General features: G+C 73.7%; 17 protein-coding genes. 6 read left to right on the top strand and 11 right to left on the bottom strand.

Annotated features, from left to right (window positions below; translation table 11 throughout):
- Window positions 1-88 precede the first annotated feature (88 nt).
- The 7 genes from BXY45_RS17130 to BXY45_RS17100 are packed head-to-tail and all read right to left on the bottom strand — an operon-like array spanning window position 89 to window position 9,080.
- On the bottom strand, window positions 89-595 hold the full coding sequence (locus BXY45_RS17130; RefSeq protein WP_109775734.1) for a CinA family protein: 507 nt from the start codon (window positions 593-595) through the stop codon (window positions 89-91).
- On the bottom strand, window positions 582-1,178 hold the full coding sequence (gene pgsA, locus BXY45_RS17125) for a CDP-diacylglycerol--glycerol-3-phosphate 3-phosphatidyltransferase (protein WP_109775733.1): 597 nt from the start codon (window positions 1,176-1,178) through the stop codon (window positions 582-584). The genes BXY45_RS17130 and pgsA overlap by 14 nt, the downstream gene beginning before the upstream one ends.
- Window positions 1,175-2,629: a 30S ribosomal protein S12 methylthiotransferase RimO gene (gene rimO / locus BXY45_RS17120; protein ID WP_109775732.1), complete on the bottom strand. Its 1,455-nt coding sequence runs from the start codon at window positions 2,627-2,629 to the stop codon at window positions 1,175-1,177. The genes pgsA and rimO overlap by 4 nt, the downstream gene beginning before the upstream one ends.
- Before the next feature lie 7 nt (window positions 2,630-2,636).
- Complete coding sequence (locus BXY45_RS17115; RefSeq protein WP_109775731.1) at window positions 2,637-5,438, bottom strand: DNA translocase FtsK; 2,802 nt, start codon at window positions 5,436-5,438, stop codon at window positions 2,637-2,639.
- Between the two features lie 55 nt (window positions 5,439-5,493).
- A complete protein-coding gene (locus tag BXY45_RS17110) occupies window positions 5,494-7,212 on the bottom strand; it encodes a ribonuclease J (protein WP_245961891.1) in 1,719 nt (572 codons plus the stop codon).
- Window positions 7,209-8,129, bottom strand: coding sequence for a 4-hydroxy-tetrahydrodipicolinate synthase (gene dapA, locus BXY45_RS17105; RefSeq protein ID WP_425468338.1), 921 nt, complete (start codon window positions 8,127-8,129; stop codon window positions 7,209-7,211). The genes BXY45_RS17110 and dapA overlap by 4 nt, the downstream gene beginning before the upstream one ends.
- Before the next feature lie 18 nt (window positions 8,130-8,147).
- Window positions 8,148-9,080: a lysophospholipid acyltransferase family protein gene (locus BXY45_RS17100; RefSeq protein WP_109775730.1), complete on the bottom strand. Its 933-nt coding sequence runs from the start codon at window positions 9,078-9,080 to the stop codon at window positions 8,148-8,150.
- Window positions 9,081-9,187: 107 nt separating this feature from the next.
- On the opposite strand from BXY45_RS17100, the gene BXY45_RS17095 reads away from it, so the two are divergent.
- Window positions 9,188-9,721, top strand: a complete 534-nt coding sequence (locus BXY45_RS17095) for a hypothetical protein (RefSeq protein ID WP_109775729.1) — start codon at window positions 9,188-9,190, stop codon at window positions 9,719-9,721.
- A 7-nt stretch (window positions 9,722-9,728) separates the two neighbouring features.
- On the opposite strand, the gene BXY45_RS17090 is transcribed toward BXY45_RS17095, so the two are convergent.
- The gene (locus tag BXY45_RS17090) at window positions 9,729-10,733 is read right to left on the bottom strand and encodes an ROK family glucokinase (protein WP_245961889.1); all 1,005 of its coding nucleotides are present in this window, start codon (window positions 10,731-10,733) and stop codon (window positions 9,729-9,731) included.
- 64 nt (window positions 10,734-10,797) lie between these two features.
- On the opposite strand from BXY45_RS17090, the gene BXY45_RS17085 reads away from it, so the two are divergent.
- Entirely contained in the window at window positions 10,798-12,627 is a 1,830-nt protein-coding gene (locus tag BXY45_RS17085; RefSeq protein ID WP_211319687.1) for an AMP-dependent synthetase/ligase, read from the top strand.
- Here BXY45_RS17085 and BXY45_RS17080 read toward each other — a convergent pair.
- Together BXY45_RS17080 and BXY45_RS17075 are read right to left on the bottom strand one after the other, a co-directional pair.
- Window positions 12,609-13,790 (bottom strand): glycosyltransferase family 4 protein, encoded by a 1,182-nt coding sequence (locus BXY45_RS17080; RefSeq protein ID WP_109775753.1) that lies wholly within the window; start codon window positions 13,788-13,790, stop codon window positions 12,609-12,611. The two genes, BXY45_RS17085 and BXY45_RS17080, sit on opposite strands and share 19 nt — an antisense overlap.
- Complete coding sequence (locus BXY45_RS17075) at window positions 13,787-15,259, bottom strand: hypothetical protein (RefSeq protein ID WP_109775727.1); 1,473 nt, start codon at window positions 15,257-15,259, stop codon at window positions 13,787-13,789. Before BXY45_RS17075 ends, BXY45_RS17080 begins: the two co-directional genes overlap by 4 nt.
- Before the next feature lie 6 nt (window positions 15,260-15,265).
- Here BXY45_RS17075 and BXY45_RS17070 point away from each other — a divergent pair, with 6 nt between their 5' ends.
- Together BXY45_RS17070 and BXY45_RS17065 are read left to right on the top strand one after the other, a co-directional pair.
- Window positions 15,266-17,017, top strand: a complete 1,752-nt coding sequence (locus BXY45_RS17070) for a DEDD exonuclease domain-containing protein (RefSeq protein ID WP_109775726.1) — start codon at window positions 15,266-15,268, stop codon at window positions 17,015-17,017.
- Window positions 17,014-17,295 (top strand): Lrp/AsnC family transcriptional regulator, encoded by a 282-nt coding sequence (locus tag BXY45_RS17065; RefSeq protein WP_109775752.1) that lies wholly within the window; start codon window positions 17,014-17,016, stop codon window positions 17,293-17,295. Before BXY45_RS17070 ends, BXY45_RS17065 begins: the two co-directional genes overlap by 4 nt.
- Before the next feature lie 24 nt (window positions 17,296-17,319).
- Here the strand turns inward: BXY45_RS17065 and trpD are convergent, their stop codons facing one another.
- On the bottom strand, window positions 17,320-18,402 hold the full coding sequence (gene trpD, locus BXY45_RS17060; RefSeq protein WP_245961888.1) for an anthranilate phosphoribosyltransferase: 1,083 nt from the start codon (window positions 18,400-18,402) through the stop codon (window positions 17,320-17,322).
- Window positions 18,403-18,525: 123 nt separating this feature from the next.
- Between trpD and ctaE the strand changes: the two genes are divergently transcribed.
- Together ctaE and qcrC are read left to right on the top strand one after the other, a co-directional pair.
- Window positions 18,526-19,158 carry an aa3-type cytochrome oxidase subunit III gene (gene ctaE, locus BXY45_RS17055; protein WP_109775724.1) on the top strand — a complete coding sequence of 211 codons (633 nt, stop codon included), beginning with the start codon at window positions 18,526-18,528 and terminating at the stop codon, window positions 19,156-19,158.
- An 81-nt stretch (window positions 19,159-19,239) separates the two neighbouring features.
- Window positions 19,240-20,028: a cytochrome bc1 complex diheme cytochrome c subunit gene (qcrC, locus tag BXY45_RS17050; protein ID WP_109775723.1), complete on the top strand. Its 789-nt coding sequence runs from the start codon at window positions 19,240-19,242 to the stop codon at window positions 20,026-20,028.
- The last annotated feature ends 4 nt before the right edge of the window (window positions 20,029-20,032 follow it).

Raw genomic sequence — 20,032 nt, 5'->3', positions numbered from 1 at the left:
GCGGACCGCGAGTTGGACGGACGGGGGTTGGAGGGACGTCGGGTGGGGGGGCGGCGGACCGAGGTGCTGGCCATCACTGCATCCAACGCTACGAGGAGCCGTCTCGTTCCGCCCGGGGCTGGAGAGCGCCAGGCTCGAGGACGCGGGCGAGCAGCTCCAGCGCTCCCCGGACGGCACCCTCACGGACGGCGGCGCGATCACCCGGCAGCCGGAGCACCTCGGCCGCGACGCCGTCCGCCGTGGCGACAGCGACGACGACGGTGCCCGCCGGATGACCGTCATGGGGTCCCGGTCCGGCGACGCCCGTGGTGGCAACGCCCACGTCGGAGTGCAGGCGGCGGCACACGCCCACGGCCATGGCCTCGGCGACGGCGCGGTGGACGGGCCCGGTCCGGTTCAGGAGCTCCTCGCTGACGGACAGCAGGGAGGTCTTCACGTCGGTGGCGTAGGAGACCACTCCCCCGCGCAGCACGTCGGAGGCGCCGGGCACGTCCGCGAGGCGCGCGCTCACGAGTCCCGCGGTGAGCGACTCCGCGGTGGCCACCGTCAGGCCGGCGTCGCGGAGGAGGGTGATGACCCGCTCAGGGAGCTCCACGGCGACCGTTCTGGACGAGGCGGTAAGCGCGGACGAGGTAGTCGACGCCCGTGACGAGCGTCACGGCCGCCGCGGCGAGCACGAGCACCAGCAGCACCCCGTTGACGACGTCCAGTGGGGTCCCGGACAGCCAGGCTGCCCACGGCAGGAGCAGCAGCCCCGCCGCGGCGATCTGCAGCGCCGTCTTGAGCTTGCCGCCCGGCGACGCCGCGATGACGCCGTACCGGATCACGACGAAGCGCAGCAGCGTGATGCCCACTTCGCGCACGAGGATGACCACCGTCACCCACCACCACACCTCGCCGAGCAGCGACAGGCAAATGAAGACCGCACCCAGCAGCAGCTTGTCGGCGATGGGGTCGGCGATCTTGCCGAAGTCGGTGACCAGTCCGCGCGCGCGGGCGATGTCACCGTCGATCTTGTCGGTGATGCTCGCCGCGGCGAACGCCGCGAAAGCGCCGATCCGGAAGGCGGCGTCGTCGCCGTCGCGGGCCATCAGCAGCCAGACCACCAGCGGCACCAGGGCGATGCGCAGGACCGTCAGGTAGTTGGCGATGTTCCAGGGACTGACCTTCTGGCTCACAGCGGGCGCGCGATCAGGTCGACGCCCTCGCTGCCGGTGATCTCCACCGGCACCAGGGCGCCCACGGCGGGAAGCTCGGCGTCGGCGGCGAGGTCGAGGCGCGTGGTGCCGTCGACGTCAGGGCCCTGGAAGCCGGTCCGCCCTGTCGCAGCTTCGTCGTCGTGTTCCTCCACCAGGACGACGTCGCGGGTGCCGACGCGCTGCGCCGCCCGCTCGTCGACGAGGGCCTCGACGAGGCGGGAGATCCGGTCGACGCGCTCGGCGACGACGTCCTCGTCCACCTTGTCGGGAAGCGACGCGGCCTCGGTGCCGTCCTCGTCGGAGTAGCCGAACACCCCGACGACGTCGAGACGTGCCGCCTCGAGGAACCGCTCGAGCTCGGCGACGTCGTCCTCGGTCTCCCCCGGAAAGCCCATGATGACGTTGGAGCGCACGCCCGCCTCGGGGGCCAGGGCGCGCACGCGGTCGAGCAACGCGAGGAACTCGTCCGTGCTGCCGAACCGGCGCATCCGCCGCAGCAGCGCCGGCGCGGAGTGCTGGAAGGACAGGTCGAAGTAGGGGACGACGCCGGGCGTGCCGGCGATCGCCTCGAGCAGCCCCGGGCGCACCTCGGCGGGCTGCAGGTAGCTCACACGCACCCGCTCGAGCCCGTCGACAGCGGCCAGCTCCGGGAGCAGCTTCTCCAGGGCGCGCAGGTCACCGAGGTCCTTGCCGTAGGAGGTGGAGTTCTCGGAGACGAGGAACACCTCCTTGACGCCGTTCTCGGCCAGCCAGCGCGCCTCGGTGAGGACGTCGGCCGGGGTCCGGGAGACGAAGGAGCCACGGAAGGCCGGGATCGCGCAGAACGAGCAGCGCCGGTCACAGCCGGACGCCAGCTTCAGCGGCGCCCACGGGGCACTTCCGAGGCGGGCACGGACCACGGGCGGGCCGGAGTCGGGGACCTTGGTGAGGCTGGCGTCGCTCAGCTCCCCCAGCCCGGGCAGGGCGACGGCGCCGGCGCGCGCAGCGGCCTGGCGCTTCGCGGGGCTGACAGGGAGCAGCGTGCGCCGGTCGCGCGGGACGTGGGACTCCGGGCGCTCGCCCTGGAGGATGGAGGCCAGGTGGGTAGAGAGATCGGCGTAGGAGTCGAAGCCGAGCACCGCGTCGACCTCGGGCAGCTCCTCGGCCAGGTCCTTGCCGTACCGCTCGGACATGCAGCCCACCGCGACGACGGCCTGCGTGCGCGAGTCGGCGTCGTCCCGGAGCTCGGCGACATCGAGGAGGACGTCGACCGAGTCCTTCTTCGCCTGCTCGACGAAGCCGCACGTGTTGACGACGGCGACGTCGGCGGCGGCCGGGTCGTCCTCGAGGCGCCAGCCCGCGGCCGACAGGCGACCTGCCAGCTCCTCGGAGTCGACCTCGTTGCGGACGCACCCGAGGGTGACCAGAGCTACCGACCTCACGGGGTGCAAGGGTAGGTCAGTACCTGTCGGTGAGCTGCCACGCGTCTTCGGTGGCCTCCGAGGAGGCCTCGTCGTCGATGCCGTCGTTCCAGCCGTCGCCCTCAGCCAGGTCCACGACCTGGGTCGCGCCGTCAGGGATGTGCACGGGCTCACGAGCGGCGTCACCGCGCAGGCGCGCGAGCGCCTCGTCCATGTCGTCGGGCTTGACGTAGACGTCGCGCGCCTTCGAACCCTCCGAGGGCCCCACCACGCCACGCTGCTCCAGCAGGTCCATGAGGCGACCCGCCTTCGCGAAGCCCACGCGCAGCTTGCGCTGGAGCATCGACGTGGAGCCGAACTGCGTGGTGATGATGTGCTCGGCAGCCGCCAGCATGAGCTCGAGGTCGTCGCCGACGTCCTCGGCGATCTTCTGCGCGGTGCTCGGCGCGACGACGTCCTGCACGTACTCCGGCGCTGCCTGCGCCTTGACGTGGGCGACCACGCGCTCGACCTCGGACTCGCTGACCCACGCGCCCTGCACGCGGGCCGGCTTGGAGGAGCCCATCGGCAGGAACAGCGCGTCGCCCTGGCCGATGAGCTTCTCGGCGCCCGGCTGGTCGAGGACGACACGGGAGTCGGCCAGCGACGACGTCGCGAACGCGAGACGCGAGGGCACGTTGGCCTTGATGAGGCCCGTCACGACGTCAACGGAGGGGCGCTGCGTGGCGAGCACCAGGTGGATACCGGCGGCGCGGGCGAGCTGGGTGATGCGGACGATGGACGACTCGACGTCGCGCGGCGCGACCATCATGAGGTCGGCGAGCTCGTCGACCACCACAAGCAGGTAGGGGTAGCGGCGCAGCTGGCGCTCGCTGCCTTCGATCGGCTCGACGCGGCCCTCGTCGATGGCGGCGTTGAAGTCGTCGACGTGCTTGAAGCCGTACATCGCGAGGTCGTCGTAGCGGCGGTCCATCTCCTGGGTGACCCAGTCGAGCGCCTCGGCGGCCTTCTTGGCGTTGGTGATGATCGGACTCAGCAGGTGCGGGATGCCCTCGTAGGCCGTGAGCTCCACCCGCTTGGGGTCGACGAGGATCATGCGGACCTGGTCGGGCGTGGCCCGCATGAGGATCGACGTGATCATCGAGTTGATGAAGCTCGACTTGCCGGCGCCTGTGGCTCCCGCGACCAGCAGGTGAGGCGTCTTGGCGAGGTTGGTGATGACGTAGCCGCCCTCGACGTCCTTGCCGATGCCCATGACCATCGGGTGGGTGTTGCGCTGCGCGACGTCGCTGCGGAGGACGTCGCCGAGGACGACGATCTCGCGGTCGGTGTTGGGGATCTCCACACCGATCGCCGACTTGCCCGGGATCGGGCTCAGGATGCGGACGTCGGCGCTGGCGACGGCGTAGGCGATGTTCTTCGACAGCGCCGTGACCTTCTCCACCTTGACGCCCGTGCCCAGCTCCACCTCGTAGCGGGTGACCGTCGGGCCGCGCGTGAAGTCGGCGACGCGGGCGTCGATGGCGAAGTTGTCCAGGACGGCGGTGAGGGCGTCCACCACCCTGTCGTTCGCCTCGGTGCGGAGCGCGTGCCCCTCGCCGTGCTTGAGGACGTCGTCCGGCGGCATCTCGTAGCTGCCCGTGAACGCCAGCGCCATCTGCTCCACGCGGTGGGGCAGCTGCGTGGTCGGCGGGGCCTGCAGCGAGCTCCTCGCGTGGGCGGTGACGCCGGCGGCCGAGGAACGCCGCGGCTCCTCAGGTTCCGGTTCGCTCGGTTCTGCGACGACGGCGGTGGTGGGGTCGCTGTTGAGGGGAACGGAACCGAAATCCTTGAACGGGTCGAAGACCTCGCCGACGTCCGCCGGCTCCGCCGGGGCTGGCTCGGTGGCCTGTTCCTCGAACGCGGGCCTGTCGTCGGCCGCGGCACCACGCCGGCGGCGCTTCGGCTTCGGCGGTTCGGCCTCGCGCTCCATCGCCTGCTCGTAGGCCCGGTCCCCGGAACGCTCGCCGCGGGCGCGGCCCAGCTGGAGACGCTCGAGCTCGCCGTCGGGGTCGTCCTCGCTGTCCCAGCGGCTGCCGTGCACCTCGTCACCCCCGGTGAGAGCCCGGTAGAGCTGGCCGAGGCGGTGGGGCACCAGGTGCACCGGAGTCGCCGTCGTCACGAGCACCCCGAAGACGGCGAGCATGCTGAACAGCACGTACGTCAGCAGCTGGCCGACGGCCGCGTCGACGGGCGTGGCCATGAGGTAGCCGAGCACGCCACCCGCCTCGCGGATGGCGGGCAGGTTGGTCACCGGGCTGGCGCCGATCGCGCCACCGAGGTGGAGCATGCCCGTCACGGCCACCGCGACGAAGGTGATGCCGACACCGACGCGGCCGTTCTCGCTGCCGGCGTCCGGGCGCAGCAGCAGGCGCAGCGCGAGGAAGAAGAGCACCAGCGGCAGCGCGAGGCTCACCTTGCCTACGGTGCCGGCGACGACGGCGTGGACGACGTCACCGAAGGTGCCGTGCAGCCCCCACCACTCGCGGGCCGCGACGATCAGCGCCGCGGCGAGCAGCGCGAGCCCGAAGCCGTCGCGGCGGACATCGGGGTCGACGTCAGTGGCATCGGGCCGGGAACGCCGGGCGGACCCGCCGACGGCGTGCGCGAGGCCCATCCAGGCACCGCGTGCCGCGCGGAGCGGCAGCGGTGCCCGGGTGCGGGCGTGGACAGGTGCCCGCGTCGTACTGGTCGCCCTCGTGGTCCGCGTCGTGGACGTGGTCTTGGGCGCCGCCTTCGCCCCGCTCTTGGCGGCGGCGCGAGGGTTCGCGGGAGCGCGCGAGGGCGAGCGGGAGGCCATGCGGCCACGCTAACGGGTCGTCACAACCCTCACACAGGCCCCACGCCGAGAGGATCTACGCCTCGACGACTACCGGGATGATCATCGGACGACGGCGCAGCGACGTTCCGGCCCAGCGGCCCACCACGCGCCGCACCACCTGCTGCAGCTGGTGGGTGTCGACCCCGCCGCCGCCCTGGGACGCCTGGGCGACGGCCTGGGCCAGCGCGTCGGCCACCCGCGGGACGATCGACTGGAGGGTGCTCGTGTCTTCCGCGACGCCCCGGGCGTGCACCTCCGGGCCCGCCACCACCTTGCCGGTGGAGGAGTCGATCACGGCGAACACCGAGATGAAGCCCTCGTCGCCGAGGATGCGGCGGTCCTTGAGGTCGGCGTCGGTGATGGAGCCCACCGAGGAGCCGTCGACGTAGACGTAGCCACAGGGCACCTGACCGGTGATCTTCGCGCGGCCGTCGCGCAGGTCCACCACGGTGCCGCAGTCGGTGATGAGCACCCGCTCGCGAGGCACGCCGGTCTTCACCGCGAGGTCGGCGTTGGCGTGCAGGTGGCGCACCTCGCCGTGCACCGGCATCGCGTTCTTCGGCTTGACGATGTTGTAGCAGTACAGGAGCTCACCGGCGCTGGCGTGGCCCGACACGTGGACGCGCGCGTTGCCGGAGTGCACCACCGTCGCGCCGAGGCGCATGAGCCCGTTGATGACGCGGTAGACGGCGTTCTCGTTGCCGGGGATGAGCGAGGAGGCCAGGACGACGGTGTCGCCGGGGCCCACCTGCACGCGGTGGTCGTGGTTGGCCATCCGGCTCAGGGCCGCCATCGGCTCGCCCTGCGAGCCGGTGCACATCAGCACGACCTTGGCGTCGGGCAGGTCGTCGATCTGCTTCAGGTCGACGAGCACACCCTTCGGCACGTCGAGGTAGCCAAGGTCGGCGGCGACACCCATGTTGCGGACCATCGACCTGCCGACGAAAGCGACCTTGCGGCCGTGCTTGTGGGCGGTGTCGAGCACCTGCTGCACGCGGTGCACGTGCGAGGCGAAGCTCGCGACGATGAGCCGGCGCTGGGCGGTGGAGAAGACCCTGTCGAGCACGGGGGTAATCTCGCGCTCTGCGGTGGTGAATCCGGGCACCTCGGCGTTGGTGGAGTCGACCATGAACAGGTCGACACCGCGCTCGCCCAGGCGCGCGAAGGCGCGCAGGTCGGTGATGCGCCCGTCCAGCGGGAGCTGGTCCATCTTGAAGTCGCCCGTGTGGAGCACCGTGCCCGCACTCGTACGGACGGCCACGGCGAGGGCGTCGGGGATGGAGTGGTTCACCGCGACGAACTCGCACTCGAACGGGCCGAGCTGCTCGACCTGCCCCTCGCGCACGGCGAGGGTGTACGGCTGGATGCGGTGCTCCTTGAGCTTCGCCTCCACGAAGGCCAGCGTCAGGGTGGAGCCCACGAGGGGGATGTCGGGACGCAGCCGCAGGAGGAACGGCACCGCGCCGATGTGGTCCTCGTGGCCGTGCGTCAGCACGACGGCGACGACGTCGTCGAGGCGGTCGGCGATGTGGCTGAAGTCCGGGAGGATCAGGTCGACGCCAGGCTGGTGGTCCTCCGGGAAGAGCACCCCGCAGTCGATGATCAGGAGCTTCCCGTCGATCTCGAGGACGGCCATGTTGCGGCCGACCTCCCCCAGACCACCCAGCGGCACGACCCGCAGGGTGCCGCGGGCCAGCTTCGGCGGGAGGCCCAGCGGCTGGGTGAACGTGGCGTCGGCGGTGGGGGCTGTCACAGCAGTGCGGCTCCTCGCAGGTCGGCAGCGAGCTGCTCGACCTGCTCGTCGGTGGCCTCCACGAGGGGGAGGCGAACATGGCGGTTGGGGACGGCGCCCAGCAGCTCCAACGCCGCCTTCACCATGATCGCGCCCTGGGTGCGGGTCATGATCGCGGTGACGGCGGGCAGCAGACGGGCGTGGAGTGCCCGGGCGGTAGGCAGGTCGCCCGCGTCGACGGCGGCGACCATCTGGGCGTACTCGGCGGCGGCCACGTGGGAGACCACGGAGACCATGCCTGCGGCGCCCTGGGCGAGGTGGGCGAGGTTGAGCTGGTCGCTGCCGGAGTAGTAGGCGAGACCGCCCTCTCCACCGGCGGCGGCCATGACCTGGGACGAGGCGAACAGGTCGTCCTTGGCGTCCTTGACGGCCACCACGCGCGGGTGCGCCGCGAGGCGCAGGAGCACCTCGGTGGAGATGGCGGTGGCGGCGCGGCCGGGGATGTCGTAGAGCATCACCGGCAGGCCCGTGGCGTCGGCGACGGCCAGGAAGTGCTGGTAGAGCCCCTCCTGCGGGGGCTTGTTGTAGTACGGCGTCACGACGAGCAGCCCGTCGACGCCGGTCTTCTCCGCCGCGCGGGCACGCCGGAGGGTGTGGTCGGTGTCGTTGTTGCCGCACCCCGCGACCACGTGGGCGCGGGAGCCGACCGCCTCGACGACGGCGGCCAGCAACGTGTCGTGCTCGTGCTCGGCCAGGGTGGGCGACTCGCCCGTCGTCCCGGCGACGACGAGCCCGTCGTTGCCGTCGTCGACAAGGCGCTCGGCGAGCGCCTGTGCGGCGGGCACGTCGAGGGCGCCGTCGCGGGTGAACGGGGTGGCCATCGCGGTGAGCACCGCCCCGAAGGGCCGATGAACGGCGGCGGGCGTCACTGCGGGCACTGCGGGCACCGGGGAAGGCTACCGGGGGGCCCCGCCGGGCCCGTCCGGGGGCGGCTCGGGAGTCGGCTCGGGAGTCGGCTCGGCGGGAAGTGCGGTGCCGACGTCGCCCAGCTCCTCCGGGCCCAGCTCGGGCTCGTGGGCGCGACGGCTGGTGGAGTCGGCGTCGGGGCCGGCGGCCAGCACCTCGGGGCCGTCGGCGGGCGCTGACGTGGTGCCGGGGCCGTTGGCCGAGGCGGCCTTGGAGGTGCGGAACGGCACGCGGCGCTCCTTGGCGCCGGCGGCCAGACGCTCCTTCATCGACGCCGCATAGACATCGACGTACTCCTGGCCCGAGAGCCGCATGATCTCGTAGGTGATCTCGTCGGTGACGGACCGCAGGACGAACCTGTCGTTCTCCATGCCCTCGTAGCGGGAGAAGTCGAGCGGAGCGCCGATGGTGATGCCCACGCGGCGGATGCGCGGGATGCGCCGGCCGATCGGCTGCACCTTGTCGGTGCCGTGCATCGCGACCGGGAGCACCGGGACGCCGCTGGTCAGCGCCACCCGGGCCACGCCGGTCTTGCCGCGGTAGAGGCGGCCGTCGGGGCTGCGGGTGCCCTCGGGGTAGATGCCGAACAGCTCGCCCCTGTCGAGCACCTGCAGCGCCAGGTCGATCGCGGCCTGGCTCGCCTTGCCGCCGGACCTGTCGACGGGGAGCTGACCGATGCCCTTGAAGAAGCCCGCCGTGAGGCGCCCCTTGACGCCGCGGCCGGTGAAGTACTCGGCCTTGGCCATGAAGCTGACCCGCCGCGGGATGACGAGCGGCAGGAAGAACGAGTCGGACACCGAGAGGTGGTTGCTGGCCAGTACGGCCGGCCCGGTGAGCGGCACGTGCTCGAGCCCCTTGACCTCCGGCCGGAACAGGGACGTCAGGATCGGGTACAGCACCGCCTTGAACAGCCAGTAGAGCACCCGTCCTCCTCTCCGAGCGGTTCCGGGTCAACCATAGGGGCGCCCCCGCCGTGCGACGATGGTGGCGTGGGTGTGCTGGCCGGCGCCGTCGACCTGGTGGCACGACTGTGACCGCCGCCCCTCCGCCCGGAGGCGACCCCGAGGGTGTCGACGTCGACGCCGCCTGGGCCGAGATCATGGCCCACTGGGACGAGCCCGCTGCGCGCCCCGACCGGCCCGAGCCTGCCGCGCCGCCGTCGGCTCCCCCGACTCCTGCGGCCCCGCCAACCCCTCCGGGTGAGCTGCGCCGACGGCGCACCGACCGTCCCGCCGAGCCTCCCGTCGACCGCGCCGTCGAGCGGCCGCAGCTCCCGGACGGGCGCGGCGGCACCGAGGCCGACCCGCTCGCCGAGGAGCACTGGACCCCTCCGGAGCCGCCTCCGCTGCCCAGCGGCAGCTGGCGCGCCTGGCGGACGTGGCTGCCGTGGGTGGGCGTGCTCGGCGTCCCGTTCTTCTTCCTCGTCGTCCTCGTGGTGAGGCCGCCGCTGCCGCCCGTCGTCGTCCTCGTGGCGGTGCTGGGCTTCGTGGCGGGGTTCGTCACCCTCGTCCTGCGGTTGCCCAGCCACCGCGAGGACGACGGCGACGACGGCGCCCGCCTCTAGCAGGGCTCTAGCCCTGGCGGGCCAGGTCGGCCACGCCGATCATCCCCGCGTCGTTGCCGAGGGTGGCCAGCTCCACAGGGATGGCGGGGCGGTGCCCGCGGGCCGTGAGCTGACGCGCGAACGCGGCGCGCGCGGGGCCCAGCAGCAGGTCGCCTGCCTCGGAGACTCCACCGCCGACCACGACGAGCGCCGGGTCGAGCGCGGCGACCACGCTCGCGGCGCCCTCCCCGATCCACCGGCCCAGGTCGGCGAGCAGCTCGATGGCGGCGGTATCGCCCTCCATCGCGGCCGTGGTGACCGTGGGCCCCTGGATGGCCTCGGGGTCGTCTCCGGCGAGCTCCAGCAGGTGCGCCGCCAGCGGCGAACGGGTGCGGGCCACGGTGCGGGCCTCGCGCACCAGCGCGCGGCCGGAGGCGTACTGCTCCCAGCACCCGCGGTTGCCGCAGCCGCAGGGGTGCCCGTCGGGCACGACGCGCACGTGGCCGAGCTCCCCGGCGAAGCCGTTGGCGCCGCGCAGCAGACGGTCACCGATGACGATGCCGCCGCCCAGCCCGGTGCCGATGGTGAGCAGCACCATGTCGTGGACCTCGTGCCCGTCGTTGCTGGCGGCGCGCCCCGCGCCGTGCGCGAACTCACCCCACGCGGCGGCGTTGGCGTCGTTCTCCACGACCACCGGCAGGCCGAGGGCGCCCTCGAGGTCGGCGCGCACGGGTTCGTCGCGCCACGCGAGGTTGGGGGCGAAAGTGACGACGGAGCGACTCGCGTCGACGAAGCCCGCCGCCGCGACGCCGACAGCAGCGACCTCGTGGGTGCGTCGCAGCTCCTCGACCGCGTCGACGACGGCGTCGGCGATCGCACCGACGTCGCGCGCGGGCGTCTCGCGTCGGGTGCGGGCGACCACCCGCCCGTCGGCGTCCACCACCCCCGCCGCGATCTTGGTGCCGCCGATGTCGATGCCGATGGTGAAGGCGCTGGCCAGGTCCTGCGCCGCTGCGCCGGAAGGGGTGCTCACGCGGCCGGACGTTACCGGCCTCGCTACAGTCGAGGGCACCCGCCGAGCCGCTCAAGGGAGTGCAGTGATCGAGCGCGCCGAACCTCTCGCTGTCCAGATCGACCCGGACCAGTCGGTCACCGACCTGCTGGTCGAGGTGGCGGCGGCCTCTCCCGACCTCCCGCTCCTGGCCCGTCCGGCCGGTGACGGCTGGGAGAACCTGGGCGCCGCCGAGGTGGTGCGCCGCGTGCGCGCGCTCGCGGCGGGCCTGGCCGCCAGCGGCGTGGCCCCCGGAGACCGGGTGGCGCTGCTGAGCCGGACACGGCTCGAGTGGACCCTCGCCGACTACGCGATCTGGTGGGCGGGCGCCGTCACCGTGCCGGTCTACGAGACGTCCTCGGCGGAGCAGGCGGCGTGGATCATCTCCGACTCCGGCTGCACCGCGGCCATCGTCGAGCAGCCCCGCCACCGCGCGCTGCTCGAGTCCGTTGCGGGCGAGACCCCCGCGCTCGACCCGGCGCGGGTCTGGGTCATCGACGACGGCGGCTTCGAGGCGGTCGAGGCCCTGGGGCGCGACGCGTCGCTCGCCGTCGACGACGCCGAGCTCGAGCGCCGCCGCGCCGCCGTGACCGGGGCGGACCTCGCCACGATCATCTACACCTCGGGCACCACCGGTCGCCCCAAGGGCTGCCGGCTCACGCACGCCAACTTCGTCGTGCTCTCGCGCAACGCCGTCGCCGCCATCCCCGAGGTCTTCGCCGTCGGCGCCTCCACGCTGCTGTTCCTGCCGCTGGCTCACGTCTTCGCGCGGTTCGTCCAGGTGCTGTGCCTGGCCGGCCGCACCACCCTGGCGCACACGGCGGACACCACCCAGCTCACGAGAGACCTCGCCTCGTTCCAGCCCACGTACGTGCTCGCGGTGCCGCGCGTGTTCGAGAAGGTCTACGCCAGCGCCGAGCAGAAGGCCATCGAGGGCGGCAAGGGCAAGGTCTTCACGCGGGCAGCCGCCGTCGCCGAGGCGTACAGCCGCGCTGCGGATGCCGGGGCGGACGGCGGACGGGGCCCCGGGCTCGCGCTGCGCGCGCAGCACGCCGTCTTCGATCGACTCGTCTACGCCAAGCTGCGGGCGGCCCTCGGTGGGCGCGCGCAGTACGCCGTCTCCGGCGGCGGTCCGCTCGGGGAGCGTCTGGGCCACTTCTTCAAGGGCGTCGGCATCACGGTGCTCCAGGGCTACGGCCTCACGGAGACCACGGCCCCCACCACGGTCAACCGGCCCGAGCGCGTGAAGGTGGCCTCGGTCGGCCGTCCCCTGCCGGGCTGCTCGGTGCGCATCGACAGCGACGGCGAGGTGCTCGTCAAGGGCCCTCACGTGTTCGCGGGCTACTGGGGCGACGCGAAGGCCGACGCCGAGGCCTTCGACGCCGACGGCTGGTTCCGCACCGGAGACCTCGGTGCCCTGGACGACGAAGGGTTCCTGTCGATCACCGGCCGCAAGAAGGAGATCATCGTCACGGCCGGCGGCAAGAACGTGGCCCCCGCGGTCCTGGAGGACCGCCTCCGCGCCCACCCGATCATCAGCCAGGCGCTGGTGGTGGGCGACGCCCGCCCGTTCGTCGCGTGTCTGCTCACCCTCGACCCCGACGTGCTGCCCGGCTGGCTGCGCGCCCGCGGCATGCCCGTGCTCGACGTCGCCGCCGCCGCGCACGACGCCGGGGTCCGCGCCGTGCTGCAGGAGGCCGTCGACCAGGCCAACGCCGCCGTGTCCCACGCCGAGGCCATCAAGAAGTTCGCCGTGCTCAAGACCGACTTCACCGAGGCGAACGGCCTGCTGACGCCCTCACTGAAGCTGCGCCGCCGGCAGGTGATGGCCGCCCACGCCGAGGCGGTGGAGGAGCTCTACAGCTCCAGGAGCTGAGCCAGCGCCGCGGCCCGGTCCTCCCAGTCCCAGGCGTCGCGGATCCACCGCTGACCGGCCTCGCCCATGGCGTGGGCGAGCGCTGGATCGGCCAGCAGGGTCGTGACGGCGGCGGCGACGGCGGCGACGGCGGTGCCGTCGACGAGCAGGCCCGTCTCGCCGTCGCGGACGGCGTCCGGCGCTCCCCCGGACCTGCCCACCACCACCGGGCGGCCACTCGCGGCCGCCTCGAGGAAGCAGATGCCCAGGCCCTCGGTCTCCAGCCCACCGCGGCGGTCGCGGCAGGGCATGGCGAAGACGTCGGCGGCGGCGTGCGCGGCAGCCAGGTCCGGGGCCGGCAACCGCCCGGTGAGGACGACGTCGCCGCCCGGCCCCCGGCGCAGGCCGAGCGAGTCCGCGAGATGCTCGAGGTACCGGCGGCGGGGCCCCTCACCCACGAGCACGAGCGCCGCATCGGGGACGGCGCGCTGGACGGCGGGCAAGGCGCGCAGCAGCACGTCCTGGCCCTTGCGGGCCACCAGGCGCGACAGGCACAGCACGAGCGGTCGGCCGGTCAGGCCCCACTGCGCGCGCAGGGCCCGGCCGCCGTCGTCGTCCTCGGGTCTGCCGAACGCGGCCGGGTCCACCCCGGGCGACAGGGTGGCGACCCGGGCGCGCAGGTGCGCGGGCAGTACCGCGGCGATCGGCCCGCCCGTTGCGGGCCCGAGGACGGTGAGCACGTCGTTGCGAGCGGCGACGGCGCGCAGCGCGGCGCGAGAGCCGGGAAGCCGCGCCCACCAGACCTCGTGACCGTGCGTGGTGGCCACCGTCCGGCGCACCCCGGCGCGGCGCAACGCGGGGGCCAGCACGCCCAGCGGGGCCGCGGCGCCGAACCACGCCCGGTCGCAGCCGTGCGCGCGGGCGGTCGCGGCGACCCGACGGGCCAGGGCCGGGGTCGGCAGGAGGAGGCTGCGGGGATCGCGGACGACGACGACGCCCGCCGTCGCCAGCTCCGCGTCGAGGGCGCGCTGCGCGCCGAGCAGGGCCGGGTGCCGTCGGGTATGGACGACGACGCGACGCGCCCCGTGGGCGGGGAGCCGCCGCACGAGGTTCTCGACGAAGGCCTCGATGCCCCCCGCGCGCGGCGGGAAGTCGTTCGTGACGACCAGCAGGGACGCGCTCACCGCGGCGCCGCGAGCTGGGCGATCTCCGCGCGCCACAGGGCGTCCACGCCGGCGCGATCGGTGCCCAGCACCGAGGCCAGCGAGGCGTCCAGGGCCGCGTCGGGGTCGTCGGTGGCCGCGCCCTCGCGCGAGGCCGTGCGGTACAGGGCCACCACGCGGTCGTCGCCGTACCGCTGCGCCAGCGCCTCGACCGCCAACCAGGCCGAGGAGTACGCGGGCCCCACGTCGGAGGTCTTCGTGGGGTCGAAGTCGTCGGAGGTCGGCAGCGCCCGCGGCGGCCTCCCGGCCCGGACCTGGGTGAGGAGGTCCGCCGCGACGTCCTGCCGCGACAGCCTGGTCCCCCGGTACCCGACCCAGTCCGCGAAACCCTCGGACAGCCACAGCGGCACCGCCCGCGTGGCGCCGGAGCGTGTGGCCACGTGGGTCAGCTCGTGGGTCAGCACCACCTCCTGGCCCAGGGCAGCCAGTTGGCCGAATCCGCGCGGGTTGACCACCACGTGGTCACCGCGGGTGGCCCCCCGGCCCCCCACCAGCTCGCCCGTGGTCACCGCGGCGATCTGCTCCAGCCCGGCGTCGTCGTCACGGCCCAGCAGCCTCGCCATCTGCTGCTGGTCGGCGGGGACCTCCACCACGGTGGCGCGCGGCCAGGCCGTCCCCCACACCGCGTCGACCGAGCGCGCCGAGGTGGTGGCCAGCCGGGCGACCTTGTCCAGCTCGGACCGCTCCGCGGTACCGATGACCACCGCCCGCTCGGACGTGACCACCCGCACCGCGCCGAGGTCCCACAGGTCGGGCACCGTCTCGCCGTCGGCGTCGTCGGCCACGGCCCACCCGCCGTCACGCGGGACCACGGTGAGGTCCTGCTGGCGGCGCACGGGGTCGTCACCGGCGCCCGCCACCGACCACACCAGCGTCGTACGGGCCACCCAGCTGCCCGCGGGCAGCTGCTGGGCCCGCTCGGCGGACAGCGCCGGGCCGCTCCCGGTGACCTCCCAGTGCCACGTGCCCAGCGGCACCGGCTCGAGCCTGTCGAAGGTGACCCGGGTCCGCTCGCGGTAGGCCGCCAGCGCGGCGACCCCTGGGCCGTTCACCGAGTCGTCCCCGGCCACCGCCGCCCGCCATCCGGCGCCGTCGCGAGCGAGCAGCGCGGCCGCCCGGGCGTCCAGGAGGGCCTGCACGGCCCGCACCGCCGAGGGCGCGCCGGCGGTGGAGTCTCCCGGGTCGGTGGCCGTCGCGGCGCTGGAGGGGGCGGGGGCGGCGACCGGTGCGGCCGGGTCCGCGGGCTCCAGCAGGCGGGACGCCCCCGTGGCGAGCACCGCGAGGGCCGCGACGGACAGCAGCAGCGTGAGGACGCGCGTGACGAGCCGCGGCGAGCGGGGGGCGGGACGACGGTGGTGCTGCCGGAGGTCGCGACGACGCGGGAACTCCGGGGTGCTGGGCGGGCCGGCCGCGCTGTGCCGTCCAGCCACCGGGCGATGGTACGTCGGTTGTCAGTGGCGGCACCTAGCGTGCGCGACGTGCTGGAGCCTTCTTCCCCGACCCTCCCGCTGGCCGTCGTGGGCGAGCTCGACCCGGTCACCCCCCTGCACGAGGTCGACTTCGTCGTCGTCGACCTGGAGACCACCGGCGCCTCCGCAGCCACCTGCGACATCACCGAGGTCGGGGCCGTGCGGGTCCGCGGCGGGGAGGTGGTGGCCGAGCTGGGCAGCCTCGTACGGCCGCCGGGCCCGATCCCGCGCGAGATCACGGCGTTGACCGGCATCTCGGACGCGATGGTCGCGGACGCGCCGACCGTCGGTCAGGTGCTCGCCCCGCTGCTGGAGCTGCTGCGCGGCGCCGTCCTCGTGGCGCACAACGCGCCGTTCGACATCTCGTTCCTGCGCGCCGCGTGCGTGGCCACCGGCCGAGACTGGCCTGCGCCCGCCGTCGTCGACACCCTCCGCCTGGCCCGGGCGGTGCTGGCGCGCGGCGAGGTGCGAGACCACAAGCTCGGCACGCTGGCGCGCCACCTGTCGGCACGCACCACGCCCACGCACCGGGCCCTCGACGACGCACGCGCCACCGTGGACGTGCTGCACGCCCTGCTGGGGCGTGTCGGCTCCCTGGGCGTGACCACCCTGGGTGACCTCGTGCAGGTGGCCCCGGCGGTGCCGGAGCAGGTCCGGCGCAAGCGCACCCTCGCCGACGGGCTGCCGTCGGCGCCCGGGGTGTACCTGTTCAAGGACGCCCGCGGTCGGGTGCTCTACGTCGGCACCAGCGGCGACCTGCGCGCCCGGGTCCGCAGCTACTTCACGGCGGCCGAGAAGCGCACCCGGATGGCCGAGATGGTTCAGCTGGCCGCCTCGGTGACTCCCGTGGTGTGCGCCACCCCGCTGGAGGCTCAGGTGCGGGAGCTGCGTCTCATCGCCGAGCACGATCCGCACTACAACCGCCGCTCGCGCCGGCCGGATCGGCTGCCGTGGGTGAAGCTCACCGCCGAGCCGTACCCGCGGCTGTCGGTGGTGCGGGAGGTCCGTGCCGACTCCGACGACGGCGCCGCCTATGTCGGCCCGTTCTCCTCCTCGCGGTCCGCGCAGGCCGCCGTCGAAGCCATCCAGGACGCCCTGCCCCTGCGGCGGTGCACTCCAAGGCTGCCGTTGCGTCCCGCGGCCGGCGCGTCCGCGTGCGCGCTGCACGAGATCGGGCGCTGCGGGGCGCCGTGCACCGGCGCGCAGTCACCCGAGGCGTACGCGGAGGTCGCCGCGAGGGCGCGCGCGGCCCTCACGGCGGATCCCGACGTCGTGGTGGGCGCCGCGCGGGCGCGCCTGACGGCGCTGGCCGCGGCGGAGCGCTACGAGGAGGCCGGCCAGGTGCGCGACAGGTCGCTGGCGTTCCTGCGGGGCGCGGCCCGCGCCCAGCGGCTCGCGCCGCTCGCAGCGGCCCCCGAGGTCGTGGCCGCACGGCGCCGGCCGGCCGGCGGCTGGGAGCTCGTGGTGGTCCGCCACGGCCGGCTGGCCGGGACGACGACGACACCGCCCGGCGCCGACCCCCGCCCGGCCGTCGAAGCACTGCGGGCCACCGCGGAGGTGGTGGCTCCACCGGTGCCGCCCGAGCCGGCGTGCTCGGCCGAGGAGGCCGAGCGGGTGCTGGCGTGGCTCGAGGGCGAGGGCGTGCGCCTCGTCAGCGTCGAGGGGACGTGGGCGTGCCCGGTGCGGTCGGCGATCGGACGTGCTGGGATGGGCGCATGATCACCGCCATCGTCCACGTCGACGTCGAGGTCTCCCAGGTTCCGGAAGCGGCGGCGGCCATCGCCGACGTCGAGGGCGTCAGCGAGGTCTACTCGGTCACCGGAGACACCGACCTCGTCGTCATGGTGCGCGTGGTGCAGCAGGAGGCCCTCGCCGAGGTCATCGCCGACCGGATCGGCAAGGTGCCCGGCGTGCGGGCCACCCGCACCTACCTCGCCTTCCGCGCCTACTCCAAGCACGACCTCGAGGCGGCGTTCGCCATCGGCGCCGACGAGTAGCGTCGGGCCTCTGTCAGCTGGCGCTCAGCTACCGGTCGCGGCGACCCACCGTTCGAGGACGGCGGCGGCCGCCCCGCTGTCCACCGACGCGGCGGCCACAGCCAGCTGGGCGCGCAGGTCGTCGTGGAGGTCACCGTGGAGGCCGTCGGCCGCGACGAGCGCGGCCGCGGCGTTCAGGAGCACCGCGTCGCGCACCGGCCCAGGCTTACCCGCGAGCACGGCTCGGGCGATCGCCGCGTTGTGGGGTGCGTCACCCCCTGCGAGATCGGAAAGGCTCGAGGGCGGCAGGTCGAGAGCGGCGGGGTCGACGACGACCTCCTCCACCGTGCCGGCTGCGCCGGCCCTCCAGGCCCGCGAGGGGCCGCTCGTCGTGAGCTCGTCGAGGCCGTCGTCGCCGCGGAACACCAACGCCCGCGTCCCCCGCCCGACCAGCACGCCCGCCACCAGCGGGGCCAGGCGTGCGTCGGCGACCCCGACAGCCGCGGCCCCGGGGCGCCCGGGGTTGGTCATGGGGCCCAGCACGTTGAACGCCGTGGGCACCCCCAGACCCGAGCGCGCCTCCGCGGCGTGCCGGAAGGCCGGGTGGAAGACCCTGGCGAAGGCGAAGGTGATGCCGACCTCCCCCGCGAGCTCGCCCACCCGCGCCGGTGGGAGGTCGAGGCGGACGCCGAGCTCCTCGAGCAGGTCAGCCGAGCCGCACAGCGAGGACGCCGCCCGGTTGCCGTGCTTGACCACGGTGCGGCCGGCCCCGGCCACGACCAGCGCCGCCATGGTGGAGATGTTCACGGTGCTCGTGCCCGTCACCGATCGGTCGCCGCCGGTGCCGACGATGTCTACGGCGGCCTCCGCGGGACCTGCCGCCGGGGGAAGGGTGAGCGGGACCGCGTGCGCGAGCATCTCGTCCGCGAGGCCGCTGAGCTCCTCGACGGTCTCGCCCTTGGCCCGCAAGGCCACGAGGAAGCCCGCCAGAGGCACCGCGGGCGCCTCTCCCGCCATCACCCGTGCCATGGCCCAGGCGCAGTCCTGAGCGGTGAGGTCACGCCCTGCGACCAGGGACGAGATGAGGGACTGCCAGGTGCGCGCACCCTGCGCTCCGACCACTGCCACGGCCACACCCTGCCAGGTAGAGGTGGCAAACGAGCAGCCCGGGCACAGGCTGTACACAGACGAAGACGCGCCGCAACGGGTCCCGATCGCCGCGCGTCGCGTCCAGGACGCCATAATGGCGCCGTGTCGAGCACAACAGCCCTGCCGCACGCTCCGGCGGCCGTCAACAGGCCCGACCCCGTGTCGGTCGGGACCATCGTCTGGCTTTCGAGCGAGTTGATGTTCTTCGCGGCGCTGTTCGCCATGTACTTCACGGTGAGATCGGTGGTGCCGCAGCTCTGGGAGACCGAGCCGGCGCTGTTCAACATGCCGTTCTCCGTGACCAACACGGCGATTCTGGTGCTCAGCTCCGTGACCTGCCAGTACGGGGTCTTTGCCGCAGAGCGCTATCAGAGGTCCCGCACCGGCTCCCTGCTCCAGATCAACCGCTGGGGCATGCGCGAGTGGTACGTGCTGACGTACCTCATGGGGGCCTTCTTCGTCTCCGGTCAGGCCTTCGAGTACGCCGAGCTCGTGCACGAGGGGCTGACCATCTCGTCGTCCCCGTACGGCTCGGTGTTCTACCTGGCCACCGGCTTCCACGGCCTGCACGTGACGGCGGGCCTGCTGGCCTTCCTGCTCGTCATCGGCCGCAGCTTCGCCGCCCGCCGCTTCGGCCACCAGGAGGCGACCAGCGCCGTCGTCACCAGCTACTACTGGCACTTCGTCGACGTGGTGTGGATCGGACTGTTCTTCATCATTTACATCCTCCGCTGACCCTCCGATGAGCGATGTGTGTCTCGTCACGTCCCCGGCGCGTCTCGTCGCGCTTCCCCCCGCAACGTTGAGGATGACCCCGTGAAGGCTCTCGCCGCCCGCCGCCGCCACCCGCTGGGTGGCGTGGTCGTGATGCTGCTGGCGCTGCTCGTCGTGGGCGGTGCCTACTCGGTACTCACTCCGGCACCCGCTTCGGCCGCCGCCGCCACCGATGACGACATCCAGGCCGGCAAGGAGCTCTTCCTCGCCAACTGCGCCAACTGCCACGGGCTGCAGGCCCAGGGCACCGACGCCGGGCCGACCCTCATCGGTGTGGGGTCCGCGTCGGTCGACTTCCAGGTAGGCACCGGCCGCATGCCCCTGTCGGCCAACCAGCCGCAGGCGCACGACAAGCCCGTCCAGTTCTCGGACGAGCAGATCGCGCAGATGGGGGCGTTCGTCGCCAGCCTGGGCCCCGGCCCCGCCGTACCGCCGGCCGAGTTCCAGGAGTTCACGGATGACCCGGAGCGCATCTCCAAGGGCAACGAGCTCTTCCGCACCAACTGCGCCATGTGCCACAACGTCGTCGGCGCCGGTGGCGCACTGACCCGCGGCAAGTGGGCCCCGAACCTGCAGGACGTCTCGGCCAAGCACATCTACGAGGCCATGCTCACCGGTCCGCAGTCCATGCCTGTCTTCAACGACGCGAACATCACGCCGGAGGAGAAGCAGGACATCGCCAGCTACCTCCACTTCGCGGGCACCGAACCCTCCCCGGGCGGCCTGACGCTCGGCGGCCTCGGCCCCGTCTCGGAGGGCCTGTTCGCGTGGGCCGCCGGCATCCTCGCCCTCGTCGGGTGCGCCGTCTGGCTCGGAGCGAAGGCCTCATGAACCG

The organism is Quadrisphaera granulorum (assembly GCF_003149145.1).
GTDB classification, from domain to species: Bacteria; Actinomycetota; Actinomycetes; order Actinomycetales; family Quadrisphaeraceae; genus Quadrisphaera; species Quadrisphaera granulorum.
Note: the sequence above shows the minus strand (reverse complement) of the source record. Positions and strands in the feature narration are given on the sequence as shown.